Origin of the sequence: Salinibacter sp. (assembly GCF_042218895.1) — a bacterium.
GTDB lineage: Bacteria > Bacteroidota > Rhodothermia > Rhodothermales > Salinibacteraceae > Salinibacter.
Map to the genome: position 1 here is coordinate 9,555 of NZ_JBDGQQ010000081.1, position 16,335 is coordinate 25,889.

A 16,335-nucleotide genomic window follows, 5' to 3' on the forward strand; every position below is an offset into this window, starting at 1 on the left:
TCGGCGGAGAGACGGTACACGCTCGTGAAGATGGGATCGTCCGGATCGTTCATGGCCGCCTCGAAGAGGGCCTGACTGGCCTCGTGGATGGCCGAGAGGGTTCCAGCCTCGGTCTCGGGCACATACGTCACGATGTCGGTCTCCGGTGGGGCCACCAGCGAGAGCGCGTCGGACCCCTCCACGGTGTCGGCCCAGCGCCGGGCGGCCCGAACGCAGGCAGCGAGAATGGGCCCGAGGCCCTCGTCCGGTTCCAGCGGAAGGGCCCGGAGCGTGCACCAGAGCGCCCCAGCCGCCGCGCCGGCCCGCGAGCACTCCAGGCTGATCTCACCGAGGTGCAGTTCGTCAGACGTGAAGTAGGTGTAGGGCGAGTCGTGCTGGTAGAACCGCCCCACCGCAGGATCGCGGAAGAGAATGCACCCGCAACCGTAGGGCTGAAGCCCGTGCTTGTGCGGATCGATGGCCACCGAGTCGGCCCCCTCAATCGCCCGGAAGCGCTCTCCCGGGAACCCCTCAATCTCGGGTGCGCTCTCCTGCGTCAGCAGACGGAAGAATCCTCCGTATGCGGCGTCCACGTGGGTGCGGGCACCGTGCACCTTGCACAGCGGAATCGCCTCGTCGATCGGGTCCACGGCCCCGAGGCCCGTCGTTCCGGCCGTAAGCACCACGGTCCCGATCGCGTGCTGCTCGAGGGTGCGGTCGAGCGCGTCGAGCTCGATGCGACCGTGAGCATCTGCTGATACGGGCACCACGTTCACGTCGAGCACCTCGCTCATGCGACCGTGGGTGTAGTGGGCATTCTCAGCGACGGCGATGGCCCGGTCTGGATGCACCTCGCGCGCCACCCAGAGCGCCTCCAGGTTGGCCACGGTGCCCCCGCCGGTGAGGTGGCCGAGAGCGGGGTCGGGCAGGCCGAGCATGTCGGCGAGATCGGCCACGACCTCTTTTTCCATCTGGCTGGTGGGCGGGCCCCCGTCGAGGGCGTGGTTGTTGGGATTGATGCGCTGGGCCGCCGCGTACGCCGCGAGGGCCACGGGATGCGGTGGCTTCAACATCTGCCCGGCGTAGCGCGGATGGTGGAACGGGTAGTTGCCCTCCAGCCGCTCCAGGTACTCGTCAAAGGCGGCGTCGAGTCGATCCGGATCGACGCCGAGCGACGGATGCTGATCGAACGCCCCCCAGGACTGCTCCCAGTTCTCGACGTGCTGGAGGGCGCGGTGGAGGAGGGCGTCGGTAGCGGAGTAAGGCTGTTCGGGCACAGTTGAAGGCGGAAGGGTAGACGGTGGAACGTGAAAGGTGTGAAGGTAGGGGAACTGAAAATTAGAAGATTGGAAATTGAGGGGCAGGGACGAGGCTATTCGTCATGCAGAGAGACGGGATCGGGAATTTTGGTCGGGTCGTGGAGGTACGTAGGAAGGTGGAGGGCGAGGTGGGGAGCGGTGAGTAGGCCCTTTGAGCCGAGGGCCGTGAACGTCCAGAGCCGGTCGCGTCGTGGGAGGGGACCGAGAAGCGGCTCATTCGTGTCGACGTGTTTCACACGGACCCCCGCCGTCTCGTCGAGCACGTGGGCCTCATCTAAATTCGAAATCATCTTGCTTGTCTTTTCCTGAATGTACGCGGTGGCGTCGGGGTCGGGCGCAAGGTCGTCGAAATCGTGGTTGTAGTTGCTGCCGAGCACGAGGGTGTCGCCGTCGGGCACGACGTAGCCGCGCCCCGACAGTGGGGGAAGCGTCCCTGTGAGGTTCTTGGGTTGTCGCACGCGGACGGTCTGTCCCTTCACGCCGCTCAGCCCCAGCCGTCGCAGCTCGGGGAACGGGGGAAAGCCCTGCCCGAGGGCCAAGAGCACGCGATCGGCGCGGAGCTCTTCCGTGTCGTCGCCACGATCGACCTCCGCGACCGCGGCGTTGGGCGTCTCGCGCCAGTAGAGCACCGGCGCCTGCGTCTCCACCGTCGCGCCGCGCGCCTCCGCTGCGTCCAGCAGCGCCTGCACCATCGCCCCCACGTCCACGGCCCCACCGTGGGGAATGTAGAGCGCGCCCCGGTCGGGACGTACGGCGGGGTACCGTTTCTGCACGGCCCCGGGCGACAGCCAGGTGGCAAGGTCCGGGTGCGCGTCCGCGGCCTCCTGAAAGGGCTCGACCTGGTCCGGCTCCACCGCAGGACGGAGCACCCCGGTGTCAGGAAACAACCCGGCGGCGTCGGCATGCTTCAGGATCGTCGGTACGGCGTCCAGGGCCTCGCGGAGGCGCCACACGGGCCGGGCCCGCCGGCCCATGAAGGGGTTCACAAGCCCTGCGGCGGCGCCGGAGGCTCCGGACGCGGGTTCGTTGGCCTCCAGCACGTGCACCTGGTGGTCGCGGCTGAGCGTGAAGGCGGCGCAGGCCCCAGCCAGGCCCGCCCCCACGATGATAATGTCGGCAGTGTGGCGCATGCCCCGGACGTAACTGATTCCCGCAATTCCCTCGTTCCACACGCACTGCGCCGGATGGCGTTCGGGACATTCTCGGGGCTTTTCTCGTTGGTACAATGATTCCAAGTAGACTCACAAGTTCGTCCCGGTCATGGCTGAAACACAGGCTCCCAAATCCCGCCGCAAGACGCTCCCAGAGCTCCCAGTCTCCTACGACGAGTTTTTAGAGTGGGCCGGTGAGGATACGCGTGCGGAGTGGGTGGACGGAGACATCGTATTTATGAGCCCGATTTCGGATGCACATCAGGACATCGTCGAGTTTTTTCTCACGCTTCTTCGGCACCACGTGGAGCATCACGAGAACGGCTGGGTGCGGAGCTCAACGTTCCAGATGAAGCTCGACGTGATTCCAAGCGGACGGGAGCCGGACATCGTGTACCTGCGCGAAGAGCACCGGGACCGAATGACCGGTACGTACATCGATGGGCCGGCCGACATGGCGGTCGAGGTCGTTTCGCCCGAGAGTGGGCCCCGCGACCGCGGCGAAAAGTTCTACGAGTACGAGGCGGCCGGCGTCCCGGAATACTGGCTGGTCGATCCCGATCGGGAAGAGCTCGTCATCTACCGACTGCAGGACGATCGGTATCAGACGGCCTTCGAGGGGCGTGAGGGACGAGTTGAGTCGGCAGTGGTCGAGGGATTCTGGATTGAGGCCGAGTGGCTGTGGCGGGAGGAGCTTCCCCGCGTGCTCGATGTGCTTCGTCGCTGGGGCATCCTTTGACCGGGTTCGCCAGATAAAAAGAGCGTTCGCACGGACGAATCTGAAAGATTATGACTGAAACCCGCACGCCTGAATCCAGCCGCGAAGCTCCTCCTGAGGCCCCCGTCTCCTACGACGAGTTTCTGGACTGGGCCGACGAGGACGTACACGCTGAATGGATCAATGGTGAAGTTCGAACGAGGCCTCCTGCCTCCGCACCCCATCAACGAATCGTTCACTTTCTGTCTGGAATTCTGAGCACATGGGTAGAAGAGCGGGAAACGGGGGAGGCTTTTGTGGCTCCGTTCCAGATGAAGCTCGAAGAACGTCCCAGCGGCCGAGAACCCGACGTACTGGTTGTGACTGAGGAACACCGTGATCGCATTCACGAGACTCACGTGGAGGGCCCTGCCGATCTGGTCGTGGAGGTCGTTTCGCCGGGGAGTGGGCCGCGAGATCGAGGCGACAAGTTCTACGAGTACGAGGCGGCAGGCATTCCGGAGTACTGGATCGTAGATCCGGAGCGGGAGCAGCTTGAGGTGTTTCGGTTGACGGACGACCGGTACGAAAGGGCCTTCATGGGAGGCGAAGGGCGGGTGGAGTCGACGGTGCTCGATGGCCTCTGGGTGCGGGCCGAGTGGTTCTGGCAACGGCCGCTTCCGAAACTACTCGACGTGTTGTCCGAACTTGACCTCGTGTAAGCGCGTGCCGGCCGCACTCTCTGGGATGCATCATTCGTTGCGACATGGACCGAGACGTATTCATCGTAGGAGGCGGGACGATTGGGCTGGGCATCGGCTTTGAGCTCGTGCGTCGGGGAACGTCCGTCACGATTTTCGAGCGGGACACGGCCGGTCGGGGCACGTCGTACCAGGCCGCCGGCATGCTGGCCCCCGACGCCGAGATCGAGTTCGAGGAGCTGGAGCTCTACGGCCTCAACCGCGAGAGCCTGCGCCGGTGGCCCGACTTTGCGGATCGGGTGGAGGCGGCCAGCGATCAGTCGGTGGACTACCGCAGCGAGGGGACCCTCATCGTGGCCGACGACCGCGACGCCGCTGAGGCCCTTAAGCGACTCTACGAGTTCCAACGGGAACAGGGCCTGAACGTGGAGTGGCTTACTGGGGAGGAGGCCCGCGAGATCGAGCCCTTCGTGGCGCCGCGCCTGTCCGCCGCCGTGTTTGCGCCGTCGGACCATCAGGTCGACAACCGTCGCCTCGTCGACGCCCTGCGGGTCGCATTCCAGGCAGAGGGGGGCACGCTCCACGAAAACGCGCCCGTCGAGGCCGTAGTGCCGGACGCGAACGCCCCAGCGGTGCGGACAACCGACGGCGAGCGCGTGGCGGCCCGTCAGATTGTCGTGGCGGCGGGCGTGTGGTCGCGCAGCCTGGATGGCCTGGAGCCCGATGCGGTCCCACCGGTGCGGCCCGTGAAGGGACAGATGATTCAGCTCCGCCGCAAGCGGCCCTTCGACCTTCAGCACGTCGTGCGGGGGCCGGAGGCGTATCTGGCCCCGAAGAGCGACGGGCGCGTTGTGGTGGGGGCGACGAGCGAAGAGATGGGCTTTGACACGACCGTCACGGCGGGTGGGCTCTACGAACTGCTGGAGGGAGCGTGGGAGGTGGTGCCGGGCATCCAGGAGCTGCCGGTCGACGACACCTGGGCGGGGCTCCGGCCCGCGAGCCGCGACCATGTCCCGCTCGTGGGCCGGACGACAGCCCCTGGCGTGCTTATGGCGACGGGACACTACCGCCATGGCGTTCTTCTTACCCCCATCACGGCTGAGGAAATGGCCCGCCTGATCCGCACCGGGGAAACCTCGGACTGGATCGAACCGTTCTCTCCTCTCCGCTTTTCTGAGGAAGAATCGCCGCTCCGCTCTGCATGAGTTCCCCCACCAATACGACCATTCCGATCACGGTCAACGGCGAGGACTGGACCGTTCCGGAGGGGTATCCGCTTCTGGAGCTCCTCCGAGACTTGGAGATCGATCCTGACAGTGGGGAAAATGCCTCTGGGGTCGCTGTGGCCATCAACGAAAGCGTGGTCCGCCGCCAGGACTGGGCGGATGTCCGGCTCGCCGAGGAGGACACCATCGAGGTAATCCGAGCCCAGCAGGGAGGATGAGAGTCTCAGCAGAGGGCGACCTTGGGAGGGCACGAGCAGGCTCACGAACGCAGAGAGGCTAGCGCTATGGCAAACGACGTGCATACCAATGGGGCCGTCGAGGACGAGGCGGACGACGCCCTCACGATTGGCGACCACACGTTCTCGTCACGCCTCATCGTGGGAACGAGCCGCTACCCAAATCCGCAGGTGATGCTCGATGCCCTGGAGGCGACGGGGACGGAGCTCGTGACCGTGGCCATCCGCCGCGTCAATGTTGAGAATCCTGCTCCGGAGAGCCACCTGGACCTGATCCGAAAGGGGGGCTACCAGGTATTGCCGAACACAGCCGGGTGCTATACGGCCCGCGAGGCCGTGCTCGTGGCACAGCTCGCCCGAGAAGCCCTTGGAACCGACCTCATCAAGCTCGAAGTGATCGGTGACGACGAGACCCTGATGCCTGATGTCGAGCAGTTGCTCGACGCGGCCAAGACGCTCGTCGACGACGGGTTTACGGTCCTGGCCTACGCCAACGACGATCCCATCACCTGCCGGAAGCTGGCTGACCTCGGCTGTGCCGCCGTCATGCCGCTCGGGTCCCCCATTGGCAGCGGCATGGGCATCGTGAACCCGTATAACCTGCGGATTATCCGCGAGACCATCGAGCACACGCCCCTGATCGTGGACGCGGGCATCGGCACCGCCAGCGATGCCGTGACCGCGATGGAGCTCGGCTACGACGGCATCCTGCTGAACACGGCCATCGCGCAGGCACAACATCCGGTGGATATGGCGCACGCCATGCGCCACGCAGTGGAGGCCGGACGGCGGGCGCACCGGGCCGGGCGCATCCCGCGACGCCTCTACGCCGAGGCCTCCTCGCCGATGGACGGTCGCGTTGGAACATAGTCTCACGAACCTCCCGATACACTCTTCATGGCGGTCCTGCCGTATCCATGCTTTGCCCTAATCGCCGATGGATTTACGAACAGTGCCCGGGCCGACCAGGCCGTGCGGGCAGTAGAGGCAGGGGTGCGATGGGTTCATCTTCGAGACCACGACGCAGGGCCGGATGTCTTTGCCGAGGCCACTCGCACCATCGTCGACCGCCTCCACACAGCGGCCGACGACGTGACCATCACAGTCAATAGCCGAGTCGACGTGGCCGAGGCCCACGGCCTCGGGGCCCACGTTGGATGGCGAGGCCCCTCGGTGTCGGGGGCACGGGCGGTCCTGGGGCCCGATGTCCTCATCGGCTACTCGGCCCACGAGCACGTCGAAGCGGAGGGGGACCGTACGCGGGGCGTGGACTACTACTTCTTCAGTCCGGTCTTCCCCACCTCTAGCAAGCCCGACCAGCCGGCCACTGGCGTGGGTCCCCTGCGGGCATTTTGCCGGACGGCCGCCCCGACCCCGGTGCTGGCCCTTGGCGGCATTACCCCTGAGCGCGTGTCGGTGTGTCGGGAGGCTGGAGCCCGGGGCGTCGCAGTGCTCTCGGGAATCATGGACGTAGACGCTCCTCGAGCCTCGACCCGTGCCTACCTCCGGGCTCTCGCTGAGTACGCGTAGGGCCGAAGGCATCGTTCGTTTTTCCCATCAGTCGCCCGTACGACAGTATGTCCGACAAACCGGTTGCCCTCACCATTGCGGGAAGCGATTCTGGGGGCGGCGCTGGCATTCAGGCCGACCTCAAGGCCATGGAGGCCAACGGCGTGTTCGGCACGTCTGTCCTCGCCGCCGTCACCGCCCAGAACACCGAAACGGTTGCCCAGGCCCACGACCTGCCCCCGTCGCTCGTGGCCGCGCAGATCGACGCCGTGGCCGAAGACATGGACGTGCAGGTGGCCAAGACGGGAATGCTCTCGGCGCCCGAGATTATCGAGACCGTGGCCGACCGCGTAGCGGCCCACGACCTGCAGCCGTTCGTGGTCGACCCGGTGATGATCTCAAAAACCGGATTCAAGCTGCTCCAGGACGCGGCCATCGAGACGCTGATCGACGAGCTCCTGCCGTTGGCGACGGTCGTTACGCCAAACGTGCACGAGGCCGAACACCTCACCGACGTCTCCATCGAGACGAGGGAGGATCTCCGCGTGGCCGCCGAGGCGCTCCTCGATCAGGGCCCAGACGCTGTGCTCGTGAAAGGAGGACATCTGTCCGAAGACGAGGCGGTCGACGTGCTCGTGGACGGAGACACGTCCCACACGTTTTCCGCCCCGCGCATCGACACGCCGCACACACACGGCACCGGGTGCACCTACGCCTCCGCCATTGCCGCCCACCTGGCGAAGGGGCGCGAGCTGGTGCCGGCCATCGAACGCGCCAAACAGTACGTAACCGGGGCCATCCGGCACGCGCTGCCACTGGGCAAGGGACGTGGGCCAACCAATCACTTCTTCCATCTCGACCCAGAGGCCGCTTTATCAGATGAAGAAACTGCGGGCGCGACGCCGTAGCGCTCCCTGAGGGAAGCCTCCCGTCCCGGTGCGGCGTGAACACTCTGTAAGAACATTGGCCGTCGGATCTTCTCTCCGCACCGGACGTGTGTAGCACCCGCTGTACCGTTGCCAATCACTGGCAAATTTTTCTGCCCGTAGCTCAGTCGGACAGAGCGCAGCCTTGCGGAGGCTGAGGCCGGGGGTTCGAATCCTCCCGGGCAGGCACACTTGGCGAAAAACCAACGCCCCTGGGCCTTGCGGCCGAGGGGCTTCTGCTTTTGCCCCGTCTTCATTTCGGGGCCGTCTCCTCCTCCAGAATGAAGACCTGGAGTAAGGCTGTTCGTCGCGTCGGGATTGCACTCGGCCGCCCTGGCGGGTACATTAACGTCGCTCTGTTACCCTCCGATCAATCCCCCTATCCATGATTCTCATCGCTCGTGCCCTCCGGATTTCGAGTCGTGCTCTCGGATTGGCCGTGTTCGCAGCCGCGCTCGGCGCCACGGCGGCGACCGCTCAGGTGCCCACCCCGGAGTCCGTCATTGGCTTCAAGCCTGGGGCCGACCGCAAGCTAGCCGACTACGAGCAGTTGCGTGACTACTACTCGCAGCTTGCCAACGCCAGCGACCGCGTGCGGATGGAAACCATCGGCACCACCTCCATGGGACGGCCCATGAAACTGCTCTTCATCTCAAGTACCGATAATCTCGACAATCTCGAACGCTGGCAGGAAATCAGCTCAGCGCTAGCCCGCGCGCGTCCCGCGGAGAAAAAGGCCCGCCGGCTTGCCGATGAGGGGAAGGCTGTCGTGTGGATTGATGCCGGCATGCACGCCACGGAGATGGCCCCCGGCCAGGCCATGATGACGCTCGCACACCGCGTGGCCACCGAGGAAAGCGCCGAGATGCAGAAAATCCGCGAGAACGTGGTGCTCCTCCTCATGCCGATGATGAACCCCGACGGACTCGAGATCGTCGAGAACTGGTATGACCGCGTCCTCAACACCCCGTACGAGACGACCAGTCCGCCGTGGCTCTACCAGAAGTACGTGGGGCACGATAATAACCGCGACTGGTTCATGAACAACATGCCGGAGACGCAGGCGGTGACGGATGTGATCTACAACGAGTGGTATCCGCAGATCGTGGTCAACCACCACCAGACTTCCCCCTCCTGGGCCCGTATCTTCGTGCCGCCGTTCAGCGGGCCGGTGAACCCGAACATCCATCCCGCTGTGGTGTCGGGCGTCAATCAGGTGGGCACGGCCATGACGCACCGCTTTGCGATGAACGACATGCCGGGTGTCATCTCGAACGACACGTTTACGATGTTCTGGAACGGGGGGATGCGCACGGCGCCCTACTTCCACAACCAGATTGGCATCCTCACAGAAGTAGCCCACGCCACGCCCACGCCGCGGTACTACGCGCCGGATTCGCTGCCGAGCCACGTGGGCTACGGCAATCCACAGCCCACCGACGGCACCGGGCTGTTTTATCCGGATCCGTGGAAGGGGGGAGAGTCGCACTTCAGCGACGCCGTGCGCTACACGAACACCGCCTCGATGGCCGTACTCGACCTGGCGGCCGACCGGCCGACCCAGTTCCTCTTCAACATGTACAAGATGGGCCGCGACGCCATTGAGGCCGGTAAGAGCGGAAATCCGTACGCCTACGTCATTCCACCGGAGCAGTGGCACCCGAGGGAAGCCCACAACCTCGTCAATATTCTCCGGCAGGGGGGAGTGGAGGTCGACCGCGCGACGAGTTCGTTCGAGGCAGGAGGCAAGACGTATCCGTCCGGCTCGTTCGTCGTCCCGGCGAGTCAGGCGTTCCGTCCGTTCGTAATGGACATGCTGGAACCGCAGAACTATCCCACCCGTCGCACGGCAACCGGTAAGCCGGAAACGCCTTATGACTTGGCCGGCTGGACGCTTCCAATGCAAATGGGCGTTACAGTCGACCGAATTAACGAGCCGTTCGAGGTCCAAGCGACGGCGGTAACCGACTCGGTCGCGCCCGATCCGGCCCCGGTGCGGGGAAATGCGGGCTACGGCTATGCACTCTCGCACCGGCCCAACACCAGCATCGAGGCGGTGAATGAGCTCCTCGCCGACGGCGAGACGGTCTACTGGACCGAGGACGGCCTCTCGGTTAGGGGCACGACACTGGGAAATGGAGCTATCGTGATCGAGCGGCAGGAGGGCACGGCGGCTCGGATGAAGAAAATCGCCGAGAAATACGGCCTCCCTGTGCACGGCCTGTCCTCGAAGCCGAACGGGCCTCTCCATCAGCTCCAACCGCCCCGCGTAGGCATCTACAAGTCCTGGGTGCCGAGCATCGACGAGGGCTGGACGCGATGGGTCCTCAAGGAGTACGACGTGCCGGTCGATACCCTCCACGACGCCGACGTGCGCACCGACGATCTGTCGAAGTATACGACCATCATTCTGCCGCACCATTATTCGAACGACGTGCTCCTCAACGGCCACGAAGAGGGGACGATGCCGGAGCCGTACGTCGGGGGACTGGGACTGGAGGGGGCCACCGCGCTGGAGCAGTACGTTGAGGAGGGCGGAACGGTGGTGGCCTTCGATCAGGCCAGCAACTTCACCATCGATCAGTTCGGCCTGCCGGTGAAAGATGTCACCGAGGACCTGTCGGACGGCGAGTTCTTCATTCCGGGCTCCCTGATTCGGGCGACCGTGAACACCGAGCACCCCCTAGCCTACGGCATGCAGGACACCGTGGCTGCCTCCTTCAGTCAGAGCCGTGCCTTCAAAGCGGTGCGCCAGGACAAGATGGGGGAGGGCGGGCGCGAGGACACGGAGCTCCCCGAACCGCCGCCGGTGGAGGTGGTGGCCCGCTACGCCGAAAAGGACCTTCTGATGAGCGGCTGGGCCCTGGGCGAAAAAGAGCACATTGGTGGGGAGGCGGCCCTGATGCGGGTACGGCACGGGGAGGGCAGTGTAGTGCTCTTCGGCTTCCGGCCACAGTTCCGCGGCCAGCCGCGCGGCACCTACAAGCTCGTGTTCAACGCCCTGCACGCCGCCACCATCGAGGAGATACCGCGCGTGGGACAGGTCTCGGCCGATCCCTTTGCGGACCGCGAGTGATCTTCGAGGGGATGTTCATGCCTGATCGCACAGGGGAAAGAACACGCCGATCAAGGAGAATGTCCCCGGTCGGACTCATCTCCGTGTGCCGCACCTTGGATACCATCTTCTGCTTCTGACTGCCCCTCAGACAAACGACCGTATGTCCACACTCCGCCCTTCCCGCATCGTCATGGTGGTGCTGGGGCTCGGGGCTCCTCTGTGGGGAACGGGCGGAAGTGTCGCTCAGGCCCAGTCCGACCCTCTGGCGTCGGACACGGTCGTCGTTCGAGAGGGGTTGGCCGTCGGGGGCGTGATGGACTACGACCGGTCCGCGGTGTACACCGACACTCTCCTCCACCGGTGGGCCACAGGAACGCTCGCGGCCCCCGTCGCCGGAAGCTCCGTGGGGGTGGCGGGCGGCTCCACGTGGGAGCGCGTGACGGCGAACGAGGACGGCTATTTCGAGGACGATCGGCTGCGCGGCGGCTACCTGTATGTGTCAGTGGACACGGACTCGGCTCAGACGGTGCTCCTCCGGGCCTCAGGGCACAGCCAGGCGCTCGTGCACGGGGCGCCTCGCATGGGGGACCCGTACGACTACGGATGGCTCCGCCAGCCCATCCGGCTCCGGGCGGGCACCAATTCTCTCTTCTTTCGCAGTCGGAGAGGAAAGGTGCGGGTGGAACTGGTTCGCTCGCCAAAGCGGTTCTCACTGGCTGAGCAGGACCTGACCCTGCCGGACCTGCGACTTGGCAGGGAAGACGCAGACTGGGGAGCGGTGCGGGTTACCAATGCGAGCCAGAGGCCCGACACGACGCTCTCGGTCCGGGTGCAAGTGGCGGGCGGAGAGCCCCTCACCACGTCTCTTCCCCGGCTGCCGGCTCAAATGACGCGTAAGGGAAAGGTGCGCATCCCGAACACCATTCCGGACACGACCGGCCCCGTGCCGCTGGAGATCACCCTCCTTCGTCCAGGAACCGCGACGTCGGTGCTCGACACGTTGACGACCACGATTGATGTCGTCCGCCGTGGCGAAACCCACAAGCGCACCTTTCTCAGCGACATCGACGGGAGTGTACAGTACTACAGCGTCGTCCCACCGGCGGGGACGACCCAGAGTGGAACGGCGCCGTCGATGGTGCTTTCGCTGCACGGCGCGTCCGTCGAGGCGCCCAGCCAGGCGGGCACGTATTCGGCCAAGCCCAACACCTACATCGTCGCCCCGACGAACCGGCGCCCATACGGCTTCGACTGGGAAGACTGGGGGCGGCTCAACGCCCTGAAGACACTCCGCGTGGCCGAGACCCGGTACGGAACGGATCCCCAGCGCACCTATCTCACAGGCCACTCGATGGGCGGGCACGGCACCTGGCACATCGGCGCCACGCATCCGGATCGTTTTGCTGCCATCGCCCCCTTCGCGGGGTATCCCAACCTGCGGGCGTACGGCCGGCCTGGAGAGCGGTCGACCGCCTCAACGGTCGTTGGACGACAAATCGAACGGGCCAGCAATCCGAGTGACACCTACGGCCTCGACCGGAATTTCCGGCAGCACGGCGTCTACATCGTCCACGGGACCGAGGACGACGTTGTGCCCACGGGGCACGCCCGGGCCATGCGCGATACCTTGGGGGATTTCCACAAGGACTTTGCCTACTACGAGGTGCCGGGGGCCGACCACTGGTGGGGAAGCGAGAGTCTCGATTTCCCACCGGTGTTTGACTACTTCGACTGGCACGCCATTCCGCCCCCGGCCCAGCAGGACACCCTCCGCTTCACGACGGCAAATCCCGGCATCAGCGCCCGAATGCAGTGGGGCGGGATCGAAGCCCAGATCCATCCGCTCGCCTACAGCTCACTCACCCTCACGCAGGACCCTGACGCCGGAACGATCACGGGGACCACCAACAACGTGAGGCGTCTTTCCCTGGCGCTCGACACCCTCAACATGCCGGACACGGTCCGGGTGGGGCTCGACGGGGACTCCCTGACAGTTGCAGGTCCGCCCGCGACCCAGGATCGGCTGTTCCTGAGGCATGCCGACGCGGAGTGGCGGGTGATGGACGCACCGTCGACCCGCCAGAAGGGGCCCCACCGCTACGGGCCCTTCAAGTCTGCATTTCGGCACGACGTGGCGTTCGTGTATGGCACGCGCGGCACCCCCGCGGAAAATCGGTGGGCGGTCCGGAAGGCTCGGCTGGACGCCGAGACGTTTTGGTACCGGGGCAACGGATCGGTCGACCTGATGCCGGACACCGCGTTCGCGGCCGTGTCTCAACTCGACCGGGGCGTCATCCTGTACGGACACGCCGATATGAACGAGGCGTGGTCGAGCCTGCTCGGCGATAGCCCCGTGCAAGTAGAGCGGGGACGGCTCCGAATTGGGGACCGCACGGTAGAGAGCGACTCCCTGGGAACGTATTTCGTGCGGCCCCGCCCCAGGAGCGACCAGGCGTCTGTCGGCGTCGTGGCCGGCACAGGGCTTTCCGGACTGCGGGCGGCCGCCGCTACCCGGTATTTCCGTGCCGCGGCCGGGGTTCCCGACCTTCTCGTGTTCAGTGCGGACATGCTCCTCGAGGGACAAGACGACGTACGCTTCTGGGGCTACTTCGGAACCGACTGGGGCGTTGAGAACGGAGAGATCCTCGGTCCTTCCGTTCTTCACCCGAGGACGGCCCGGTGACCCCGTCCTGTCGGTTTCTCCACTCCAAGGCACGCGAAAAATCCACGGACGGTCTGGGAACCGGATTCGGGCATCAGGGTCCTACCTTCCCCGACCATCCCCCTCCTCCCTCGAGACCTCTTTCCATGACGACCTTTTCCCGCACTCTCCTGCGACTGGAGGGTGTCTTTGTCCTCGCCGCCGCCGTCACCGTGTACGGGGCAACTACTCATTCCTGGTGGCTCTTTGCGGCGGCCCTGCTTGCCCCTGATCTCTTCATGACCGGGTACTGGGCTGGACCCCGAGTTGGAGCGCTCCTCTACAACACCGGGCACACGTACCTCGTCCCAATTGGTCTCGCGGCCGCCGGATACCTTGGAGCTTCACCGCTCGCCGGAGCCCTCGCACTGATTTGGGTCGCGCACATCGGCATGGATCGAGCCCTGGGCTTCGGGCTCAAATCCCCGAGCGGCTTCTCCGACACACACCTGAGTGAGCCGGACGGCAGTGCGCAGACTACTGGAGGGAGACCCGCCCCGGAGACGGGCACTTCCGAGTTGCCTGTTTTCGGGTCAGTCGGGACGCGCGAGATCGCCCGTAGTTGAGGCTCCTGTCGGATGGTGGCATTTTTCGGGCGCTCCCCTCGAACCTCCACGCGCGAGTGTCCGCGCAGCGGGGGCAGGTCCGATCGCTGTCTCGGCCCCACGAGAAGGGGGTAGAGCAAGTTGTCGGTGAATGCCGGGTCCGCGGTCATCTCGACGTGATCCTCGAACAGACAGACCACCTGGGACCACGTGCTCGGAGACGGAGCGTCGGCGCCCGCTCATCCCCGCGCGCTCGTCCATGAAGGCACTGCCCCGGAGCACCGTGCCGGACCGCAGGCGGCAGTGGAGGAGCATCCTCCGGCGAGACGAAGAGACGTGACGAGTAGGACGGTCCGGGCCGAGAGGCGACAGTGGGCGAGGAGGACGTTTTCCACAGCGCGAAATTGGACCCCTCAACGGGGGGATTTGGAGAACGTGTAGGCAGGTGGCCTCGAACCCAGTCCTTCACGTCTCATCAGGGTCCTGACCGTCTCTCTGAGGTCCTTTGGTACTATGCGGCGGGCAATCTGGTTGGCCGCCAGCGGTGAGCGTCCCTCACTCCCCGTCGGTGGGCGTCACGATCACGGTTCCCCGCATGGCTGCCTCGTGCGGCACGCAGAAGTAGCGGTACCGGCCCGGCACCTTGAAGGTGTGCTCGAACGTCGCCTTCGGCTGCAGGCGGCCCGAATGGAAGGACGACGCCCCCTCCGGCAGCCGAACACTTTTCTCCATCGTGGCCTTCTCCGCATTGGCCGTCACCGTGTGCACGATGACGGAACTGTTTTTCCACCGCACGGTCTCCCCAACCTTCACGCGCACCGTGTCCTTCGTGAACGACAGCGTATTCGTCATGCCCACGACGGCGGCCGGCTCCGAACTTGTCTGCGCCCCGGCGGGCCCGGCGAGTACACCCACCGTTCCGAGGACGAACAGCCCCGCAAGCCCGAGGCCTCGAACGCTCGGAAGTGCGCCGCGTCCGCGGAAGAGTGAAAACATCAACATAGAAATACTGAGGGTCGGACAGAGGGCCACATGAGCGTGTGAGATTACGAGGACTCCCGATCCCGGACCGCCCACTCCGGGACGGGGAGTGCGTTCCTCCTCGTCGCGGTCGGAGTCGCTACTCGCCGCGCTGGCTGTCAATGTTGAGGTTCTCAAACATGACGTGCCAGAACGGGAGCTCCTTGCCGTTGGGCAGCTGGAAGCCCGTGGATACGTTGTCGTGCGTGAACTTGTGCTTCCCTTTCACTGGCATAAACGGCGCTACCATGAGGTGGAAGTGGCGGCGCGTGGGCGTCACTTCACTGTCCTTGGCCAGCTTGTAGCCCTCTTTGCGAACGTACTCGGTGAGCATGCCGTGCACGAGCCGGGGCTTGTCGACGACCTCGCCGTTCTTGAGCACTGCGCCCATGCCCCAGAAGGCAGCGTACGTGTATTCGGTGGGCATGAGGGGCGTCCCCACGCCGCTGAAGCCGTGGAGGAGGTGATTGGTCACCACGCCCCCAAACGTCGGGAACTCAGCCCCCGCCGAGGCAAGCATCTCGCAGCAGCGCACCGCGTAGGTATTGCCCTGTTTGTCTTCCCAGGAGGCTTTGAACGTCACCTCATCCTCCGTCGTCGCGGCGTCGGTAGCCGTGACGTCGGTGGCCTTGAGCATCATCGTGCCGTTGCGCATGACGGTGCTCTTGTTGCCGAACGGGGTCCTCTTCTTCAGCCGGGTGAATTCACCGTTCTGCGTGTTGCGGAACGGCACGGGGACGCCGCTCATGCCGGGCGTGCCCGTGAAGGCGAGGGGCATCTTTGCGGAGCCGAAGACGTTGGGGTCGAGCGTCCGTTTGGCCGGCAGGGCCACCCTGGCGCCTCCACTACTCTGTTCGATGGTGAAGGAGATAGCCCCCCCCAGGAGGTCCATCGGCTCCTTGACGCCGCGATGGGCCTCCAGGTAGCCGTCGGCCTTGTTCATCTTCTTGAGCGTCATGAGCATCTTCTTCTGCTTTTTGCTCATCTTCTGCTGCGCCCGTGCCGACTCGGCAAATACCCCCACGAGCAGTGCGCCGAAGAGCAGCACGAGTCCGGATCGGAGGAGGTGCTCCGCTCCGGGCACGGAGGGGGACTGCGACGAAGGGGTGCAAGATACGGAGGACAGATCAATCATGGATCAACGAGTGGTTGGTGAGCGAAGAAAGGTACGGGTGAGTAACCGTCGACGGGAAGAGACGAAGCGACGCAGGGAGAAGGGGACGACTGCATCTCTTCGGTCTTCCATCGCCACTCTGTGCGGTGACGT

Annotated in this window: 14 protein-coding genes and 1 tRNA gene; 11 read left to right on the forward strand and 4 right to left on the reverse strand. The window is 65.2% G+C overall.

Annotation, left to right across the window (positions count from 1 at the left end; all coding sequences use genetic code 11):
• Together ABEL04_RS07410 and ABEL04_RS07415 are read right to left on the reverse strand one after the other, a co-directional pair.
• Positions 1–1,256, reverse strand: a 1,256-nt coding sequence (locus ABEL04_RS07410) for a pyridoxal phosphate-dependent decarboxylase family protein (RefSeq protein ID WP_375801748.1), incomplete at its 3' end; no start/stop codon positions are given.
• A gap of 95 nt (positions 1,257–1,351) precedes the next feature.
• Positions 1,352–2,428: an NAD(P)/FAD-dependent oxidoreductase gene (locus ABEL04_RS07415; RefSeq protein WP_375801749.1), complete on the reverse strand. Its 1,077-nt coding sequence runs from the start codon at positions 2,426–2,428 to the stop codon at positions 1,352–1,354.
• A gap of 130 nt (positions 2,429–2,558) precedes the next feature.
• On the opposite strand from ABEL04_RS07415, the gene ABEL04_RS07420 reads away from it, so the two are divergent.
• The 11 genes from ABEL04_RS07420 to ABEL04_RS07470 all read left to right on the forward strand — a co-directional run bounded on the left by ABEL04_RS07420 (position 2,559) and on the right by ABEL04_RS07470 (position 14,069).
• Positions 2,559–3,188, forward strand: coding sequence for a Uma2 family endonuclease (locus ABEL04_RS07420; protein ID WP_375801750.1), 630 nt, complete (start codon positions 2,559–2,561; stop codon positions 3,186–3,188).
• Between the two features lie 50 nt (positions 3,189–3,238).
• Complete coding sequence (locus ABEL04_RS07425; protein WP_375801751.1) at positions 3,239–3,868, forward strand: Uma2 family endonuclease; 630 nt, start codon at positions 3,239–3,241, stop codon at positions 3,866–3,868.
• A 44-nt stretch (positions 3,869–3,912) separates the two neighbouring features.
• Positions 3,913–5,052, forward strand: a complete 1,140-nt coding sequence (gene thiO, locus ABEL04_RS07430; RefSeq protein ID WP_375801752.1) for a glycine oxidase ThiO — start codon at positions 3,913–3,915, stop codon at positions 5,050–5,052.
• Positions 5,049–5,291, forward strand: coding sequence for a sulfur carrier protein ThiS (gene thiS, locus ABEL04_RS07435; RefSeq protein ID WP_375801753.1), 243 nt, complete (start codon positions 5,049–5,051; stop codon positions 5,289–5,291). The genes thiO and thiS overlap by 4 nt, the downstream gene beginning before the upstream one ends.
• 66 nt (positions 5,292–5,357) lie before the next feature.
• Positions 5,358–6,179: a thiazole synthase gene (locus ABEL04_RS07440; protein ID WP_375801754.1), complete on the forward strand. Its 822-nt coding sequence runs from the start codon at positions 5,358–5,360 to the stop codon at positions 6,177–6,179.
• Between the two features lie 27 nt (positions 6,180–6,206).
• The gene (locus ABEL04_RS07445; protein ID WP_375801755.1) at positions 6,207–6,839 is read left to right on the forward strand and encodes a thiamine phosphate synthase; all 633 of its coding nucleotides are present in this window, start codon (positions 6,207–6,209) and stop codon (positions 6,837–6,839) included.
• 47 nt (positions 6,840–6,886) lie between these two features.
• Positions 6,887–7,726 carry a bifunctional hydroxymethylpyrimidine kinase/phosphomethylpyrimidine kinase gene (gene thiD / locus ABEL04_RS07450; protein ID WP_375801756.1) on the forward strand — a complete coding sequence of 280 codons (840 nt, stop codon included), beginning with the start codon at positions 6,887–6,889 and terminating at the stop codon, positions 7,724–7,726.
• Positions 7,727–7,857: 131 nt separating this feature from the next.
• Positions 7,858–7,931, forward strand: a tRNA-Arg gene (locus ABEL04_RS07455).
• Between the two features lie 198 nt (positions 7,932–8,129).
• Positions 8,130–10,820, forward strand: a complete 2,691-nt coding sequence (locus tag ABEL04_RS07460; protein WP_375801757.1) for a M14 family zinc carboxypeptidase — start codon at positions 8,130–8,132, stop codon at positions 10,818–10,820.
• A gap of 142 nt (positions 10,821–10,962) precedes the next feature.
• On the forward strand, positions 10,963–13,485 hold the full coding sequence (locus tag ABEL04_RS07465) for a prolyl oligopeptidase family serine peptidase (RefSeq protein WP_375801758.1): 2,523 nt from the start codon (positions 10,963–10,965) through the stop codon (positions 13,483–13,485).
• Between the two features lie 125 nt (positions 13,486–13,610).
• Positions 13,611–14,069, forward strand: a complete 459-nt coding sequence (locus ABEL04_RS07470) for a DUF4260 domain-containing protein (protein WP_375801759.1) — start codon at positions 13,611–13,613, stop codon at positions 14,067–14,069.
• Between the two features lie 534 nt (positions 14,070–14,603).
• Here ABEL04_RS07470 and ABEL04_RS07475 read toward each other — a convergent pair.
• Together ABEL04_RS07475 and ABEL04_RS07480 are read right to left on the reverse strand one after the other, a co-directional pair.
• Complete coding sequence (locus tag ABEL04_RS07475; RefSeq protein ID WP_375801760.1) at positions 14,604–15,050, reverse strand: plastocyanin/azurin family copper-binding protein; 447 nt, start codon at positions 15,048–15,050, stop codon at positions 14,604–14,606.
• Positions 15,051–15,168: 118 nt separating this feature from the next.
• The gene (locus ABEL04_RS07480; RefSeq protein ID WP_375801761.1) at positions 15,169–16,203 is read right to left on the reverse strand and encodes a hypothetical protein; all 1,035 of its coding nucleotides are present in this window, start codon (positions 16,201–16,203) and stop codon (positions 15,169–15,171) included.
• Positions 16,204–16,335 lie beyond the last annotated feature (132 nt).

Bases quoted from the DNA above. Each gene is read 5' to 3' on its own strand.
- ABEL04_RS07415 (WP_375801749.1), bottom strand. From the start codon at position 2,428: ATGCGCCACACTGCCGACATTATCATCGTGGGGGCGGGCCTGGCTGGG.
- ABEL04_RS07420 (WP_375801750.1), top strand. From the start codon at position 2,559: ATGGCTGAAACACAGGCTCCCAAATCCCGCCGCAAGACGCTCCCAGAG.
- ABEL04_RS07425 (WP_375801751.1), top strand. From the start codon at position 3,239: ATGACTGAAACCCGCACGCCTGAATCCAGCCGCGAAGCTCCTCCTGAG.
- thiO (WP_375801752.1), top strand. From the start codon at position 3,913: ATGGACCGAGACGTATTCATCGTAGGAGGCGGGACGATTGGGCTGGGC.
- thiS (WP_375801753.1), top strand. From the start codon at position 5,049: ATGAGTTCCCCCACCAATACGACCATTCCGATCACGGTCAACGGCGAG.
- ABEL04_RS07440 (WP_375801754.1), top strand. From the start codon at position 5,358: ATGGCAAACGACGTGCATACCAATGGGGCCGTCGAGGACGAGGCGGAC.
- ABEL04_RS07445 (WP_375801755.1), top strand. From the start codon at position 6,207: ATGGCGGTCCTGCCGTATCCATGCTTTGCCCTAATCGCCGATGGATTT.
- thiD (WP_375801756.1), top strand. From the start codon at position 6,887: ATGTCCGACAAACCGGTTGCCCTCACCATTGCGGGAAGCGATTCTGGG.
- ABEL04_RS07460 (WP_375801757.1), top strand. From the start codon at position 8,130: ATGATTCTCATCGCTCGTGCCCTCCGGATTTCGAGTCGTGCTCTCGGA.
- ABEL04_RS07465 (WP_375801758.1), top strand. From the start codon at position 10,963: ATGTCCACACTCCGCCCTTCCCGCATCGTCATGGTGGTGCTGGGGCTC.
- ABEL04_RS07470 (WP_375801759.1), top strand. From the start codon at position 13,611: ATGACGACCTTTTCCCGCACTCTCCTGCGACTGGAGGGTGTCTTTGTC.
- ABEL04_RS07475 (WP_375801760.1), bottom strand. From the start codon at position 15,050: ATGTTGATGTTTTCACTCTTCCGCGGACGCGGCGCACTTCCGAGCGTT.
- ABEL04_RS07480 (WP_375801761.1), bottom strand. From the start codon at position 16,203: ATGATTGATCTGTCCTCCGTATCTTGCACCCCTTCGTCGCAGTCCCCC.